Source organism: Desulfitobacterium sp. (assembly GCF_035539115.1).
Classification (GTDB): Bacteria; Bacillota; Desulfitobacteriia; order Desulfitobacteriales; family Desulfitobacteriaceae; genus Desulfitobacterium_A.
Genome location: NZ_DATLJA010000063.1, coordinates 1 through 16,415, shown reverse-complemented (window position 1 = coordinate 16,415; position 16,415 = coordinate 1). Strand labels below are relative to the sequence as shown.

The 16,415-nt window shown below is 42.0% G+C and carries 14 protein-coding genes, 1 pseudogene and 1 riboswitch; of the genes and pseudogenes, 4 read left to right on the top strand and 11 right to left on the bottom strand.

Features of this window, described 5'->3' with window-relative positions; genetic code table 11:
* Positions 1 to 121: 121 nt before the first annotated feature.
* The 5 genes from VM640_RS11100 to VM640_RS11080 form a co-directional block, all read right to left on the bottom strand.
* Positions 122 to 808, bottom strand: a complete 687-nt coding sequence (locus VM640_RS11100) for a CDGSH iron-sulfur domain-containing protein (protein ID WP_325392183.1) — start codon at positions 806 to 808, stop codon at positions 122 to 124.
* Positions 809 to 992: 184 nt separating this feature from the next.
* The gene (locus VM640_RS11095; protein ID WP_325392181.1) at positions 993 to 2,021 is read right to left on the bottom strand and encodes a 3-deoxy-7-phosphoheptulonate synthase; all 1,029 of its coding nucleotides are present in this window, start codon (positions 2,019 to 2,021) and stop codon (positions 993 to 995) included.
* A 54-nt stretch (positions 2,022 to 2,075) separates the two neighbouring features.
* Positions 2,076 to 2,960 (bottom strand): GNAT family N-acetyltransferase, encoded by an 885-nt coding sequence (locus VM640_RS11090; protein ID WP_325392179.1) that lies wholly within the window; start codon positions 2,958 to 2,960, stop codon positions 2,076 to 2,078.
* 15 nt (positions 2,961 to 2,975) lie between these two features.
* Positions 2,976 to 3,878 (bottom strand): DUF2156 domain-containing protein, encoded by a 903-nt coding sequence (locus VM640_RS11085; protein ID WP_325392177.1) that lies wholly within the window; start codon positions 3,876 to 3,878, stop codon positions 2,976 to 2,978.
* 87 nt (positions 3,879 to 3,965) lie between these two features.
* Positions 3,966 to 4,238: a DUF1905 domain-containing protein gene (locus VM640_RS11080; protein WP_325392175.1), complete on the bottom strand. Its 273-nt coding sequence runs from the start codon at positions 4,236 to 4,238 to the stop codon at positions 3,966 to 3,968.
* Positions 4,239 to 4,453: 215 nt separating this feature from the next.
* Between VM640_RS11080 and VM640_RS11075 the strand changes: the two genes are divergently transcribed.
* The 4 genes and pseudogenes from VM640_RS11075 to VM640_RS11060 all read left to right on the top strand — a co-directional run bounded on the left by VM640_RS11075 (position 4,454) and on the right by VM640_RS11060 (position 7,370).
* On the top strand, positions 4,454 to 5,413 hold the full coding sequence (locus tag VM640_RS11075) for a DUF1847 domain-containing protein (RefSeq protein ID WP_325392173.1): 960 nt from the start codon (positions 4,454 to 4,456) through the stop codon (positions 5,411 to 5,413).
* 102 nt (positions 5,414 to 5,515) lie between these two features.
* Positions 5,516 to 5,941 carry a universal stress protein gene (locus VM640_RS11070; RefSeq protein ID WP_325392171.1) on the top strand — a complete coding sequence of 142 codons (426 nt, stop codon included), beginning with the start codon at positions 5,516 to 5,518 and terminating at the stop codon, positions 5,939 to 5,941.
* A 142-nt stretch (positions 5,942 to 6,083) separates the two neighbouring features.
* A pseudogene (locus VM640_RS11065) lies at positions 6,084 to 6,893 on the top strand (aminopeptidase P family N-terminal domain-containing protein); the annotation flags it as partial.
* A gap of 219 nt (positions 6,894 to 7,112) precedes the next feature.
* Complete coding sequence (locus VM640_RS11060) at positions 7,113 to 7,370, top strand: glutaredoxin family protein (protein ID WP_325392169.1); 258 nt, start codon at positions 7,113 to 7,115, stop codon at positions 7,368 to 7,370.
* 833 nt (positions 7,371 to 8,203) lie between these two features.
* Here the strand turns inward: VM640_RS11060 and mgtA are convergent.
* The 6 genes from mgtA to VM640_RS11030 form a co-directional block, all read right to left on the bottom strand.
* The gene (mgtA, locus tag VM640_RS11055) at positions 8,204 to 10,729 is read right to left on the bottom strand and encodes a magnesium-translocating P-type ATPase (RefSeq protein WP_325392167.1); all 2,526 of its coding nucleotides are present in this window, start codon (positions 10,727 to 10,729) and stop codon (positions 8,204 to 8,206) included.
* A gap of 85 nt (positions 10,730 to 10,814) precedes the next feature.
* Positions 10,815 to 12,635 (bottom strand): APC family permease, encoded by a 1,821-nt coding sequence (locus tag VM640_RS11050; RefSeq protein ID WP_325392166.1) that lies wholly within the window; start codon positions 12,633 to 12,635, stop codon positions 10,815 to 10,817.
* Between the two features lie 121 nt (positions 12,636 to 12,756).
* Positions 12,757 to 12,903, bottom strand: a riboswitch (cyclic di-AMP (ydaO/yuaA leader).
* A 216-nt stretch (positions 12,904 to 13,119) separates the two neighbouring features.
* On the bottom strand, positions 13,120 to 14,454 hold the full coding sequence (locus tag VM640_RS11045; RefSeq protein ID WP_325392164.1) for an acetyl-CoA hydrolase/transferase family protein: 1,335 nt from the start codon (positions 14,452 to 14,454) through the stop codon (positions 13,120 to 13,122).
* Between the two features lie 79 nt (positions 14,455 to 14,533).
* Positions 14,534 to 15,193, bottom strand: a complete 660-nt coding sequence (locus VM640_RS11040) for a 3-oxoacid CoA-transferase subunit B (protein ID WP_414647965.1) — start codon at positions 15,191 to 15,193, stop codon at positions 14,534 to 14,536.
* Positions 15,186 to 15,860, bottom strand: a complete 675-nt coding sequence (locus VM640_RS11035; protein ID WP_325392162.1) for a CoA transferase subunit A — start codon at positions 15,858 to 15,860, stop codon at positions 15,186 to 15,188. Before VM640_RS11035 ends, VM640_RS11040 begins: the two co-directional genes overlap by 8 nt.
* A 104-nt stretch (positions 15,861 to 15,964) precedes the next feature.
* Entirely contained in the window at positions 15,965 to 16,207 is a 243-nt protein-coding gene (locus VM640_RS11030; RefSeq protein WP_325392160.1) for a hypothetical protein, read from the bottom strand.
* Positions 16,208 to 16,415 lie beyond the last annotated feature (208 nt).

Below are 16,415 nucleotides of genomic sequence, written 5' to 3'. Positions count from 1 at the left end.
TTAATAAGCCTCTGGATTGAGGCTTATTTTTCATTCCATATACCTCATTTACATGAAATTACAAATTCGATTTGCGAGCACACAGCTCAAAAGCACCAATTCGGTGGTGCTTTTGAAGAACTTATTGGTGATCTCTAAATCTCACGCTAACATGGGATGCATCACAGAAAGGCTTATTCGTTGATTTACCGCAGCGGCAAAGCGCATATCGGTTCCTCACTTCGTAGGTAGAACCCTCTGATGATTCAATCGGAATATTTCCTTTAACAAAAAGCGGGCCGCTCACTCCTCTTTCTGGATCCTGAAGTATCTCGATAGACGGTTCCAATTCCGGTTCAATCATTTTTCCCGCTTTATCAACGGCCACCAGTCGGCCTGCAGGACAATCACAAGCGGCCTTAATGGCCTCTTCTCTAAATCTCGGATTATCGGACTGCTCGGTGAGTTCCCAGGCATTCCCATCTTCTCTGTGACAGAACCGAGCAAAAGCACACCGCTCGTCATCCAGTAGGTCAAGCTCAGGTCCTTCAAGTTTATAAGCCCTATTTATATACTTTTCTCGTGATGCAGTCTCTGTTCCATCAAAATGGGTTGTTTCATGAGAGCCATCACAAAAAGGCGGATTTTTGGATTTACCGCACCGGCAAAGGTGGTATTCCTCTTCCTGAGGGAATTGACGGCCATCCTTATATTCATATCCTCTACCCTGAGGTGAAATTATTTTTTCAGTTAACGGAACATTTCCAGTAACAATATAGGGTCCATTCTTTAAAATCTTGATTTTACACTCTTTTTTTTCCTGTGCCATGTCTAACATCCTCTTTCTTTTTAGAATAACTCCCGATATTCTCGCCTTTTCATAAAATTCCTTTCAGTTCTCTAAAAGTTTTCTTAGAAAATGGCTGATATACTATATAAGTACATATAATTGAAAAAATGATTACGTGAATATTACGCACGCCATTTTAAGCTTGCTCTGTGTTATATTTTTCTTACTTATTTTCAGCAATATAATAGATTAGCTTTTCTGTGTCCTCCCAGCCCAGGCAGGCATCTGTAATCGATTTTCCATAAATATTTTCGCCGATTCCTTGGTTACCCTCTACCAGATAACTCTCAATCATTAAACCCTTGACCATATGATGGAGCTTCCTATCATACTTTCTGCTATTCATGACTTCTCTGGCAATTCTAGGCTGTTCATAAAAGCATTTCATCGAATTAGCATGATTGACATCCACAATAATGGCAGGATTGTTAAGCTCTAGTTTTTCATATTCATTAGCAAGATAAATCAGGTTTTCGTAATGGTAATTCGGAATATTCCTTCCGTTCCGATCGACCGCACCACGTAAAATGGCATGCGTATACGGATTACCCGAAGATTCTACTTCCCAGCCATTGTAGATATAGGAGTGACCGTGCTGAGCCGCAAATACCGAGTTTAACATGACCGACAAGTCTCCACTTGTCGGATTCTTCATCCCTACAGGGGTGTCGACTCCACTGACAGTGAGCCGATGCTGTTGATTTTCTACGGAACGAGCGCCAATAGCGATATATCCCAAAACATCAGCTAGATAACTATAGTTTTCGGGGTAGAGCATTTCATCGGCTGCCGGCATATGCGCTTCAGATAATGCTCTCAGGTGCAATCTTCGAATCGCTTTGATCCCCTCACATAAATCAGGTCTTTTTTCGGGATCGGGTTGGTGCATCATCCCCTTATACCCTTCTCCGGTCGTTCGCGGTTTATTGGTATAGATTCGGGGGATGATTAGAATCTCATTTTTTACCTTTTCTTGAACTTCCGCCAACTTGCTAATGTATTCGCAGACCGAATCTTCATTATCCGCAGAACATGGACCAATTATCAGGAGAAAACGATCATCTCGATTGTTGAAAACGCTTCTAATCTCCTGATCTCTTTTCTCCTTGATATCCTTGATGTGATTCGGCAGAGGGATATGCTCTAAAACCTCTTCAGGCGTCGGTACTTTTTTAACGAATTTCATGCTCATGGTCTTTGCCTCTTCTTTCTATCGATTTCCACCTTTTCAATTAAACCAAACGTTTTAGTCAAAAGCCAAACCCAGATATCCTTGTTCTTTCGATGTGATCTTTATATCTGGTTTGCTCTGTTTGCGCACCATGCCAAAAGGACGAATGCTTCCACCCCAATTCTCACCTTGATCGGCAGGTGTGCGCAAAACATATTCTTTTGCAGGCAACAGTTTGGCGATCTGTCGAAGAGCGCTTTGAATAAGCTCCCCAGGTAATAAGATCTCTTTAATAAGCACCTTTTCCAAAGTCATTCTTTCGATCACTGCACAACCCTTAATCTCCTGATTGTCAAGAGCATAGATGTCCGCTCCTGATAGCTGTGATAGTTTTTTTTGGTAGGCAATTTCTTCGTCAGCATAGGCAATATGAAGCCCTCTTTTAAGCTGGTTATCTCGCCTCTGATTATACTCTGTAGGTGTAAGCGATGAGATTATAGGCGGACATTCGGAAGTTGCTAGGTCATCGATTCTCTCGCGAGTAAGCAGAACCTCTCGAAGATAAAATCCCTCCTGATAGCCCTGCTTGCGATAAAAATCGAAAAGCGATTTCCCGGCTGGGACAAGCAGGGAGAAGTCCTTTTGAGTTGCCCCAAGATATGCATGACAAAAATCCATTAATTGCTTAGCTAAACCTTTATTCTGGTATTTAGGGTGGGTTGCAATAGCATAGAACATTGCTGCAGCAAAGCTTCGCTGATCAGAAGTCACTATCCGGGTCGGAATCATGGTCAGCATAGCTGCAATTTCTCCATCCTCAAGCAAAACAACCGTTTCATTTTCTTTGTACTTGTTGGCATAATAGAAATCGATATAGCAATCATCATCGCCGAAGCAACGTTTCCATATTTCCTTTTGCCGAACGATCTCGTCCTTTTGCGCCAGTCTGATTTCGTTCATTTTAACCTCCAATCCCTAGCACCATTGAGCTCTATACTTTTCCTCCATTTTGTCAGGGTGATAGGATAACTTAGCCTTTCTCAGCCCTTCGAAACCCATGTCCTCTTCACGGTTAACGTAAATCACTTCCGGATAATTGTTTTTAATAAACGCTGCAAATTCACGGTTGATCATCTGATAAGCGCCCTGGATCTCACCAAAGGCTTTTTCAACATGGATGTCATAGGTATCCGAGTTTAGTTTTTCGCCCATGGTAAAGGCGATCACTCGACCATCGGAACGTAAGAGTCCACCCTCCAGACCCATTGCTATAAAATTTTTAAAGCATTGGCGAACTGCGCAAGATTCATCGGTTAGCTGATTATCTTCGTCCTTGTATTCGTTGGCTTTACACCACTCGACGTTCATTTCCCAGCATTCGACTAAATTTTCTAAGGAAATCTGTTCAAAGCTCCAGCTATGAGTTTCCTTAAAACGATTGATATGGTTGCGTTTGGAGTGAAGCTTATTCCCTGTGAGATTGACCAGCTTCTCCAGTAGATAGACATAATCGAAACTATCCCGCACTGCTTGGTATTCAAAGTTCTCGGGGTATAGGCTCTTCATGACATTGATATTTTCCGGTGATATCCCCAATAAGACAAATTCATGCTCGCAGTCCTTTGCCTCCTGCCGCATGGCCTCGAAAACAGGTTTAATATCCCCAGAACCCGCAGGATAAAAATAATATTGTCCCTCTTTTTCAGTGTTACCCTTGAGCACGAGGTAATCATTGACCCGAGCCACTTGATAGTTAAAAATCTTCGACCAAGCAAATATGTTTGTAAAGTTTTGATGGCAACCTCGCATATCGGCAGCCGCGAGAAGCGGTTTCATCCACGTTTTGTCGTTAATTTCGATTTCTTTAAAGTTAATCATTGTGTCCTTTCACTCATTACCAAAATCCACTGTAATTTGCCCTAGCATAACCTAACAAGCGTATCTTTTGCAAATATTTCTTCCCTATTATATAACGATTCTTTCTTTAACTGTCACAGCAACTATATCTCCAGGCTGCTTTCCAATTTTTGCACGAATATCTTTTCTAATGCCCAATATATGACAAGGCGTTTTCATTCTTACTAAACTACCTTCGTAAACTTCACCGTCGAAAGTAGCGGTGACGGGCACTCTTCCTTTCCCGAATTCTGCTTTAACATCGAACGGAATTTCAATATAGGCACCGTCAATGTCCGGTACTTTCTTAATCTCCGCTTCAAACTCATAGACCTTGCTCATCTCATAGTTACCTCTTTTCGGATTTGACTAGTGGCCTTGCAAAACAGAGTGTTATTACTACTCACGGTATAAGTATATAATAAATTTAAAATAATTCCAAAGGATATAGGGTTACTCTAGCCTAGCGCTTGATCAATACCCCTTTAGGGTATAATATTATTGGAATAGGCTGAAGCCGCTAGATATGAAAATATTCTGTATTTCCGGAGGTATACATGGACTGCACAAAATGTACTCTTAAAGGCTGTCGAAAATCAAACCCCTGCTTTAATAGAAGTAGTGAATACCTTGAAAACTACTCATTGCAGGATATTCAGATTTATACCAAAACAGCATCTGAATTAATCGATAATGGTAGAGCCGGAACACTAACTCGCCTCGAAGAAATTATCGAATACTGTAAATTACGCAAATATCTAAAAATAGGTGTGGCTTACTGTTATAGCATGGAGAATGAGGCCGTACTTCTCAGAAAATATCTTGAGCAGAAAAACATGAAACCTACCATGGTTTCATGTACTGTGGATGGAATTTTGGAATCTCAAATTGATCCTGAAAAAATTAACCATACAGTATCTTGTAACCCCCTTGGGCAAGCAACTATTCTAAATACCTCAGGAGTCCAATTTACGATCTTAATGGGACTTTGTCTGGGACATGATATTCTCCTTCAAAAAAATTTGAATATGGACTTCACCACATTTATCGTCAAGGATAGGGTCGTACATCACAACCCGCTCCTTGGATTACCTGGTTTTCAGCCTCCTGAAGACACTTTTATCGAAAATCTTCCGGGTAACTTTAACCTTCTTAAAGTTGAAGAATTCAAGTCCAAGCTTCAAAATCAACAAAGCCCGGAAGATTTCTATCTTCTGGACTTAAGAAACTCAGAGGCCTATAAGAAAGATGGTATCTCCGGTTCAATCAATTGTTCATTAAACGATCTTCCACAACAATATAAGAATATACTTCCTAATAAGAGCAAAGAAATCATCATTTATTGCAATGGTGGTATCCAATCAATTTACGGGTTAATGTTCCTTTCCCTGAAAGGTTATTCAAAGGTAAGAAGCTTGGCAGGAGGTTTCTCAAAATTCTTGCAATCTTATGATCTATTTTTAATAAAGCCGCCGCAAGAAATGCTTTACATCTTCTACGACGGTCTTTTTGCATAATTTAAATACGGATTGTGCTATGATTATATCATAGTTACCATAGTTATCCTGAACTCGATTGGATCTTAATTCATAATCTCATTTAAAAGGAGGACAAGTTCTATGTACAAAAGGATTTTAGTTCCTACCGACATCTCAGAGCCCTCACGCCGTGCTCTGCTCACTGCCTTACAACTTGCAGAACATCTAGATTCAGAAATCATTCTTTTCCATGTCATCCCTATTCCAGCCTTAGCTTGGGATTATTACGGAAGTAATTCCTATAATTTTTCTCAAGAGGAAATTAACCAAATGGGAGATGCTGCCTTGGAAGCCGCACTCACTGGAATAGATATCGGACAAGTCAAAGTACAGAAAAAATTCGTCTTAGGTTATCCAGCCCAGGCTATTATCAATGAAACAAAGAAAGATATAGACATGGTGATAATAGGTACCCGTGGGCACGGACCCATCGCAGGCGCTATCATAGGGAGTGTAACTCAACGTGTTTTGGTTAATGCACCATGCCCTGTTCTTGTGACCAAATGAAAAACTTGGAGAGGTACGCAATTAACAGAGTTGTTCTTCAAATAAGATAAAATAATTGCATTTTACTGGTGCAATTATTTTTATTGCAATTATTTCAAAACCAATTGGCTAAGTCTAAATTATTGAAAGTAGAGTGATCGTAGTGGAAATCAAAGAGAAGGTCGAAAAGTTAAGGCACTTAATGAAAGAATATAAAATGGATGCATACATAATTCCGAGTGCGGATTCGCATCTTAGCGAATATGTGGCAGATCACTTTAAATGCAGGCAATGGATCTCCGGGTTTACTGGTTCAGCTGGTACGGCCGTTATAACTTTAGATGATGCTGGTCTTTGGACAGATGGGAGATACTATATTCAAGCCGAAAAGCAACTCCAGAATTCCGGAATTAGATTATTTAGAATGGCCGATCTCGGTGTACCCTCTTACACCGATTGGTTAAGCACTGTTCTTACCGAAAATAGCTGCATTGGTTTTGATGGACGTGTTTTTTCGGCGTTTAAGGTTAACGAAATGAAAGAGGAATTTAAGGCAAAAAATATAAATTTGAAAATAGATCAGGATTTAGTGGGAAAGCTCTGGGAAGACCAACCCGCACTGCCTGCTAAGCCAATTTTTGTCCATGATGTTAAGTTCGCGGGGACGTCGCGTATCGAAAAACTAAACCAAGTAAGAGCGGAAATGAAAACTAAAGGTGCCAACTATCATTTACTTACTTCCTTAGATGACATGGCTTGGCTTTTAAATATTCGGGGGGCTGATGTTCCTAATAATCCCGTTACCCTCGCCAACGTAGTAGTCACACTAAACACCTGTTATCTATTTATCGAAGCTTTAAAGGTTCCAAGTGCTGTTAAATTAGAATTAGAGACTGAAGGTATTGAGTTAAAAAATTACAATGAAACTGCGCAATTCTTACAGGGGCTGAAAGTTACTGATTCAATTATGTTGGCTAACTTTACATTTGCAAGATTCCAGGCTTGAAAAATTCGACATTATTTGATACCATAAAAGTAGAATTAACGCTGGTTCTGGTTACAGAGACTGGCTTGACTAGGAACCTCCGTAGAGTTGATAGCTCTCGGGGGTTTTCCGTTTTTATTCAATCAATATACCCTCCCACATTAACGTAGGAGAATCAAATGTCGTTTGCAGAAATGAGGATGAACTATGACAACCACAAAGCCTAACGTGGTGATCTACAGTAAGCCTGGATGTTGCCTATGTGACAAGGCTAAAGCAATTCTACTTAAAGTACAGGAAAAGATACCATTCACATTACAGGTGATAGACATTTCACAAAATCAAGCACTCTTTGAAAAATATCAATATGTAATTCCCGTTGTTGCTATTAATGGCCAAGATCTTTTTGTCTCCAAAATATCGGAATTTAGATTTCGCAAGACTCTATTGGAAATTATTGATTAATTATATTCGGGTTTCTATGATTCCTAGGGTATAAATGCATTCGTTTTGCACTATGCTATTATAGAAATTATGCTTAGATAGGCTATTACATACAATTATTTTTTGTCATATACTAACAAATATTAGGAAGGTGAGGTGCTGTTCGCCGTAGGTTCTCATGTTCCTTGTTGCAAAAGCCTGTATCACGTTCCTGTGACCTCTATACCGACTACCATCCGGACAGTAATCAGGTTCCTTCCGGATTAATCCCAGCTACTCCGAAAATCTCTGGTTTTGATAGCATTGTTCCCTCTTACGGAACTTCTTCAGTCCTACATTTTCGTTTAGCTCCATGATACACACATAACTGGTCCTTCCAGCCTTTTCCTTAACGCTCACTACCATGTCTTTTGAACACAGCAGCTTAAGGTTGTTTGAACCCTGCACCTGAATACCGGGTTCGAGGGGCCTTCCCTCATCTTTTGCAAAGCATGAAATTGATTTACGTCTCAATTCCTTCATGACACACTTCGGAGGCGAGGGTTGCGGAAGGGGCTTAGAGTAGGTTGTATGGATAATGGGAAGCTGGATTAGAAAATGAATTAAGGCGGTTCTATGCTGAGCAATACCCAGCTGTTGTCTATCAGGCAATCCGAATTAAACAACAGAGGATAATCGGTGAAATACGCAACAATTAAATTGTGATTTGCTCTGTACACTGATTTACCAGATCTTTTTATTAAGTTGGAGCTTAGAACTTGCGTCTTATAATTCATGTTAAGTAAAACAAAACTGCCAGGTATGAGTTGCGTTCTGACTCATTTCATAACCGTGTTAAACACCTGCTAGAATAGTCACTTTGCAATTCTTGAATAAAACACTTTCTTCGCTATCTCTACACACACGATATAGAGAAACACAATCAGCCCAATAGCCCCATAATAACTCAAAGATAAGGGAACTAAACCAAGGATTGCACCCAGAGGTGTTAAAGGCAGAACTGCGACGACACCCATGATGAGTAGAGTGGTTAGCAAAAGGTACCGACTGGGTCTGCTTTGAAAAAAGGGTCGACGGGTTCGGATCATGAGCACCGCTGCCGAAGCGGATATGACCGATTCAATCATCCAGGCCGTTCGCAGCTGTTCGACGTTGGCATGGAAAATTAAAAACAAGACACCAAACGTCAAATAATCAAAGACTGAACTCACGCCCCCAAAAACAATCATAAATCGACGAATGAATTTAAGATCCCAGCGCAGCGGTTTCTCGACCATCTCATCATCGATTTTATCCGTTGCAATTGTCAGCTCGGGGAAATCCGTCAATAAGTTCGTCATCAGGATCTGCTTGGGCAGCATCGGCAAGTAGGGTAGGAAAAGGGAGGCACCAGCCATGCTAAACATATTACCAAAATTAGCGCTCGTCGCCATGAAGATATATTTCAAGGTATTGGAAAAAGTTTTTCTGCCTTCTTTGACCCCTTCCGCTAACACCATTAAGTCTTTTTCCAACAGAACGATATCTGCTGTCCCTTTCGCCACATCCACAGCACTTTCTACCGTAATTCCTACATCCGCACTATGCAGGGCAGACACATCATTGATTCCATCACCGATATAGCCTACAACGTTGCCTGACTTCCGCAGAGCCAGGACAATCCGTTCTTTACTATTAGGCTCCGTTTCAGCAAACACATCGACTTGGTTAACCCGATGTAGGAGGGCAACATCACTCATTTTGGATAACTCCGAACCGGTTAACACCTGGGCATTCTGAATTCCGATTTCCTTGGCAACCGCCGCTGCGACCAATTGATTATCGCCTGTAATCACCTTCAGGGAAACCCCCAATTCCTTGAGGTAAGCGATGGACTGGACGATCTGATCCTTCGGGGGATCATAAAGTACCAGCAAACCCAAAAAAGTCATATCCTTTTCTTGTTCCCTATCGAACTTTTGGTTAGGATCGACTTCTTTATAGGCCAAACCCAGGACACGTAGTCCTTTGGTGCTCAGATCCTGATAATTCTGTTTGGCCTGTTCATAAATAGCCGACTGAAAATCAACACTATTTCCCTGCTCATCTTCCACGGTTGAACAAATTTCTATAATATTAGTGAAAGTCCCTTTTGTCACCATCAATAACCGGTGATCCTTTTCCACCAAAATGCTTAATCTTTTACGTGTGAAATCATAGGGAATCTCTTCGACTTTGCGATAATCCGTAAGGTCGTATTGACGGTAGGCTTTAATAGCTTCATCGATAGGATTTGAATAACCTGATTCATAGATAGCATTTAAATACGCATAGAGTGAAGCCTTTTCACTTGCCCTTCCTAGAGCATCCAAGGTGCTGTGCACGCGCACTGTACCTTCAGTTAAAGTCCCCGTTTTATCTGAACAAAGAATATTCATGCTCCCAAAATTCTCGATGGCATCCAGCCGCTTGACAATCACCTTTTTTTCAGCCATCCCCTTGGCTCCATGAGCTAGGTTGATACTAATTATGGCCGGTAATAATTGAGGTGTAAGTCCTACCGCAAGAGCGAGTGAGAACATGAACGCTTCCAAGACTGGCCGGGCAAAGTAAACATTGATCGCGAAAATAAGCAACACTAAGATAAACGTAACTTCTAACAATAGATAGCCAAACTTGTGAACACCCCGAGTGAAGTCTGTCTCTGGCGGTTTCAAGCGCAAGCGCTCTGAAATCCTGCCAAACTCAGTTTTCTTCCCCGTTAATACGACAAGCGCCTTCGCCGTTCCACTGACCACATGGGTGCCCATCCAGAGCGAATTCGTTCTTTTCGCAAGCGGTGTATCCTCAGGTAATATTTCAACCGTCTTCTCAATCGGATAGGTTTCCCCAGTCAGTGTGGCTTCTGATACAAATAGATCTGTTTCTTCAAGAAGATAACTATCCCCAGGAATGACATCTCCTGCTCTCAAAAGAATCACATCACCCGGTACGATTTCTTTCGTCGATATTTCTACAGGCAATTCATCTCTGAGTACTGTACATTTAATGTCCACAACGGCCAGTAAGCTTTCGACGGCATTTTGAGCTCCTCGTTCCTGCCAAAAGCTCAATAATCCACTAACCAGAATTATAAAAACGATGATCAGCGTATCGCTCGCATCTCCTAAAAATGCGGATAATCCTGCGGCAAAAAGAAGGATGATTATAATTGGACTTTTAAACTGGTTGAGCAATAAGCTAAGCGTTCCCGTCTTTTTTCGTTTTAGACTATTATTCAAGCCATATTCTTTTTGAGCAATATTAACCTCCTGAGTTGAAAGTCCAGAACTTCTTGATCGCATTTCTCGAAACAAAGCATCCGAGGTTTGACTCCAAAAAAATTCTCTGTTATTAGCCAAGCTGTTTCCCTCACTTTCCCTACGCTTAGCTTGATCATAAGGGAATCCGTACTATTGTGCAATATGGCGTTGTATAACCCTTGCTTTAGTGCCGTATATGGAAAGGAACACTGGCAATGACGATGTCTTTTCTTAATAATAATGCCGTTTTAAGATAAAGCCCGGTCTGATTATGCAACGTATACTGCCACCATTTATGCGTAACAAACTCCGGAATTAAAACCGTGATTAACTCTCTCGGAGCAGTCTGCGCTTCCTGCTCATTAATATAATCGAGTATCGGATCTAAGATGGAACGGTAAGGCGAAGGCAAAATAATTAAGGGGATATCTGGCTCATATTCCTCCCATTTCTTCTTCAATTTTTCAGCCTTTTCCTCATCCACACCTGCATGAACTGCCACGATATCAGGCGACAAGGTCTTAGCATAGTCTAAAGTTTGGGCTACTACCCGAGTTAAACTAGCGATCGGGATAATGATTTTTTGGCGGGTCGGCATTTCTATTGTTTCGCCGTGAAATGCTAGTTCTTGAGCAATAGTCAGATAGTGATCATGGATTTTTTGAAATAATAACACCAAAAGAGGGATTAAGGCGATGACCATCCAAGCTCCGCTCGTAAACTTAGTCACCGCGATAACGATCAAGACAATGCCCGTTACCACCATCCCTATGCCATTGATCAGAACATGGGCATGCCAGCCGGCATGTTTTTGACGAATCCAGCGCATCACCATTCCGCCCTGAGATAAGGTAAAAGATAAGAATACGCCAATGGCGTAAAGAGGAATTAAAGCGTGAACTTCCCCTTTAAAGATGATAACCAGCAAAGAAGCTAACGTTGCCAGAGTGATAATCCCATTCGAATAAACTAAGCGATCTCCCCGCATAGCCAGTTGCCGCGGTAGGAACCCATCCTTTCCTAAGAGAGAGGCCAACATAGGAAATCCTGCAAAGCTCGTATTAGCCGCTAGAAATAAGATCATCGCCGTACTGATTTGGACCACATAATAGAAAACGTTACGTCCAAAAACCATGGCGGCAATCTGAGAAACTACCGTTTCTGTAAGATTTGGTCTTATATGATAGATGTTAGCTAACAACGTAATCCCACCAAATAAGATCACAATAATACTGGCCATGATGATTAAGGTTAAGGCTGCATTTCTAGATTCCGGGCGTTTAAAGGCTGGGACACCATTACTTATCGCCTCTACTCCAGTTAAGGCCGTACAACCCGCCGAAAATGCTCTGAGTATAAGGAAAAGAGTAATGCCTGCCGGCAGAGTCGTAACTGGGATATCCTGGACCAGTGGCTGACCATACAGATAAAGCTTCACGATTCCCGTTCCTAACAAGAAAATGATACTGGCTATGAAAAGATAAGTGGGTAAGGCAAAAATCGTTGCTGATTCAGTTAAACCCCTGAGATTCAAGAGCGTCAAGATCCAGATAAAGATCAAAGCAATAAGTACCTTATGATCGTGAAGTGCTGGAAAAGCTGAGGTAAGCGCTGCAACACCTGCAGCAATACTAACCGCAACAGTCAAAATGTAATCGATGACTAACGCTGCCCCTGCCACCAAACCAGGATTTGTCCCTAAATTTTCCTTAGCTACAATATAAGCCCCTCCACCCGAAGGATAAGCATAAATGGTTTGCCGATAAGAAAGTACTAGGATTGCTAAAAGCGCTAAAATAGCAGCCGCAATTGGAATTGAATACGGCAGAGCTACTGCACCTGCGATTACGAGGACTAAAAGAATTTCTTCAGTAGCATAAGCAACAGAAGATAAAGCATCCGAAGAAAATACCGCTAAAGCTTTCTTCTTACTGAGGCGTTCATTTATTAATTGGGCAGTGTTCTTTGGTTTACCAATAAGGAAACGTTTAAAATACCTTAACATCAAAAGCCACCCCTAATAGTTGAAATCAATTGTTCTAGGTTACCCTTTTAAAAATAAGAAAAAACCCCGTCTCGGGGTTTGTAGCAAACAAACATAGTAAACCAAAGGGTATGGTTTACATTTTTACCCCCTTCAACGCTTACGAGGTTAGCTGTCGGATTCGGGTCGAAAGGAATAACCCGTCACTTTGTGTGATTCACCCCAGTCAGGCTTCAACAGCCTGGACATTTGGTTCCCCCGTTTCAGAAGAATTCAGCGTTAGCCATATGTAACTGTTAACCATCATACTCGTTTTCAAGTGAATTGTATAGCGTCCAATTGAGTCAAGATTAGGGCAATAGCACCAAAGATTATAAGAAATTGGCCAAAAAATACCGTGCATGGAGCAGAGCTTAATATATCGCGAATGATCTTAAAAAGACAACAACACGCAACCCAGCCGATGCATAATCGGCTGGGCTGCGTGTTGTTGTCTTTTCACTATTTAACGGCTCTGGCTCTGGCGCCAAATCTTGAGTTTCTTTGCCTCAGCGATCAGTTCCTCCCTGAAATCAGGGTGTGCAATCGAAATCAAAGCTTCTGCCCGTTGCCAAGTAGACAACCCTTTAAGATTAACCTTTCCATACTCTGTAACCACAAATTGGACGGTTGTCCTCGTATCTGTAATCGCAGCGCCCTCTGTTAAAACCGGTTTAATACGGGACTTAACGTGCCCCTGTTTATCTTTATAGGTGGAAGGCAAGCAGATAAAGCTTTTACCTCCTTTTGAATAATAGGCGGCTTCCACAAAGTCAAGCTGGCCACCAGAACCGCTCATCATATTGGTACCAACCGATTCAGAACAAACTTGACCCGTCAAGTCGATCTCCAAACAACTGTTGATGGAAATCAATTGGTTATTTTGTGAAGCATTGCAGGGATAATTTGTGTAATTCACAGGATACGCTACGACATCTGGATTATTCTTCATGAAATCATAGAGCTTTTGTGTTCCAGCTGCAAAGGAATAAACAATTTTACCCCGATCGAGTTGTTTACACGATCCATTCACTTTTCCTGCTTTAACCATGTCCACAAATCCATCCACTAACATTTCTGTGTGAATCCCTAAGTCCTTAAGATCCGATTCGGCAATCATCTGTCCTAAGGCATTCGGCATCCCCCCTATACCTAACTGAATACATGAACCGTCCGAAATCTCAGGCAATACATATGAAGCAATTTTCTTATCTATTTCTGAGGGAGTTGCCGAAGGTAATTCAGGAAGTCCTAGATGTCCCCCTTCAACAACATAATCTACGTTTGAAATATGGACCCTATGGTCATACCCACCTTGGACACTCGGCATATCCTCATTCACCTCGACTATGACGGCTCGAGCCTTTTCAATCGCCGCCGCATAATGAGATATTGTAACCCCAAAGCTAAAATACCCCTGTTCGTCCATTGGTGCAACTTGAATTGCAACAACATCGGTCTGTAAATTTTCGCGGATCCACCGAGGCACCTCTGAATATTTGATAGGAATATAATAGGCTTGACCGTTTTGGACTAATTTTCGTTCACTCCCACTGAGATGCCAACTATTCCAGGTAAAATGTTCACCCTTAGGATCACTTTTTAAAATTTCCAACGGCTTCATGAGCACTGCTCCGCGTATATTCACATCATAAAGTTCTTCTGTACGCCGAGCCAAAGCTTCTTCTAGCAAACTTGCAATACTTGCAGCCCAGCAAAACTCAATCCAATCTCCACTACGGACCACTTTTACGGCTTCATCGGCAGTGACACACTTGTTACGATACTCATCTCTGTACATAAGTATCCCCCTCACTTTTTTACTCTAACTTCTTGTAAATCACCCTCACTCCGCAATCATGCATTCCGTGAATGCCTAGTTATACAGCAACTTTTTCCGGTTCTGATGTGATTAACGTAGCCTCTGTACACTCTTGCACTTCCTCGAAGGTTAAACCCGGTGCAATCTCCTTAAGGACCAAACCCTTGGGGGTCACTTCGATAACTCCCATATCCGTGACAATCAGATTGACTTGTTTTGCTGCCGTCAAAGGCAATGTACACTTCTTCAAGACTTTTAAGCCACCATTTTTGGCGGTATGCTCCATGGCAACAATAACGCGTCGCGCCCCGACCACCAGATCCATTGCTCCCCCCATTCCAGGAACCATCTTTCCTGGGATCATCCAGCTTGCTAAATTTCCTTCTTCATCCACTTGAAGTGCTCCTAACACTGTAGCATCTACATGACCACCCCTAATGATGGTAAAAGACATGGCACTGTCAAAGCTGCAACCACCTGGTATAATGGTAGCATATTGTCCTCCGGCATTAACTGTGTCAGGATCCTCCTTTCCAGTTTCCGGTATAGGGCCAACCCCCATATATCCGTTTTCAGACTGAAGAATAATTTTTATCCCTTCTGGTAAAGCGTTCGCTACCTTAGTAGGTATCCCGATCCCTAAGTTGACGACATCTCCCGTTTTGAATTCTTGGGCCACTCGTTTTACAAGCCACTCCATCCTCGCTTCCTTATCCAACGTTGGTCACCTCCCGCGACTGTTTCTGTACTAGATAATCGATAAAGATACCTGGGGTCATGACTTCGTCCGGATCGATTTCCCCAACTTCAACGATATGATCCACTTGAACAATAACAATATCGGCGGCCGTTGCCATTATTGGATTAAAGTTACGGGCAGCACGACGATAAACAAGATTTCCAGCCTTATCCGCTTTATAGGCATTTAATAAGGCTACGTTTGCTCGGACAGGGAGCTCCAGTAGATATTCGGCTCCATTTACCTCGAGCTTCTGTTTCCCTTCCTCCACAATCGTTCCAATCCCAGTCGGTGTTAAAACTCCTCCCAATCCCGCGCCCGCTGCCCGAATTTGCTCGACTAACGTTCCTTGTGGTACGAGTGTCACCTCAAGCTCGCCGGCTGACATTTGCCTTCCGGTTTCCTTGTTCGTGCCAATGTGGGTTGCGATGAGCCTACTAATACATCGTTGTACAATGAGCTTGGACATCGAATCCCCGAGAATACCCGTATCATTGGCAATGAGAGTCAGCTCTTTAATTCCTCTCTGGCAGATTCCTTCCACAAGTTGTCCGGGAGTTCCACATCCAATAAACCCTCCGGCCATTATGGTCATTCCATTCTCAATCTTGCTGATCGCTTCTTCAAGACTAATTACTTTTGTCATTTTTAATTTCAACCTCCCTAAGCCTCAAATCTGGGTACTAGGAGATTAGCCAATATATACTTGCACAACCTAAGCAATGCTAACTTACGATATTTTTGAAGTTACTATGAAGGCTGAGTAAACTCTTTTACCCACTTGTTTTCAACCCTGTCAAAGGATCCAACGGCTAAATTCTCTTTCTCCCCCTTAAGTTTCTGTTTCTGAATCTTACCAGTCGGAGTAACAGGCAAACTATCCCGGAGTTCCCAATAGCGTGGTATTTTATAATAAGCCAATCGATCGACCACCCAAGCGATTAGATCGCCTATAGGTACGGAATCAATCGAGTATCCTTCTTTTAATACCACATAACCCCTCCTTCATGATTTCTATTTCTAGACATCTAACTCTGCCCCAAAATAAAGAATGTGGCACCCCCTTCCTGCTTCTAATGGTTATATTAAGCAAGAGTCGTGCCACATTTTGAATATTCAGAAATATAACCAGAACACACTGATAGCAGGTCTTGAGTCTATACGTTATCGCGATTCTGCCAGTGACCTAGGCAGCTCAGCC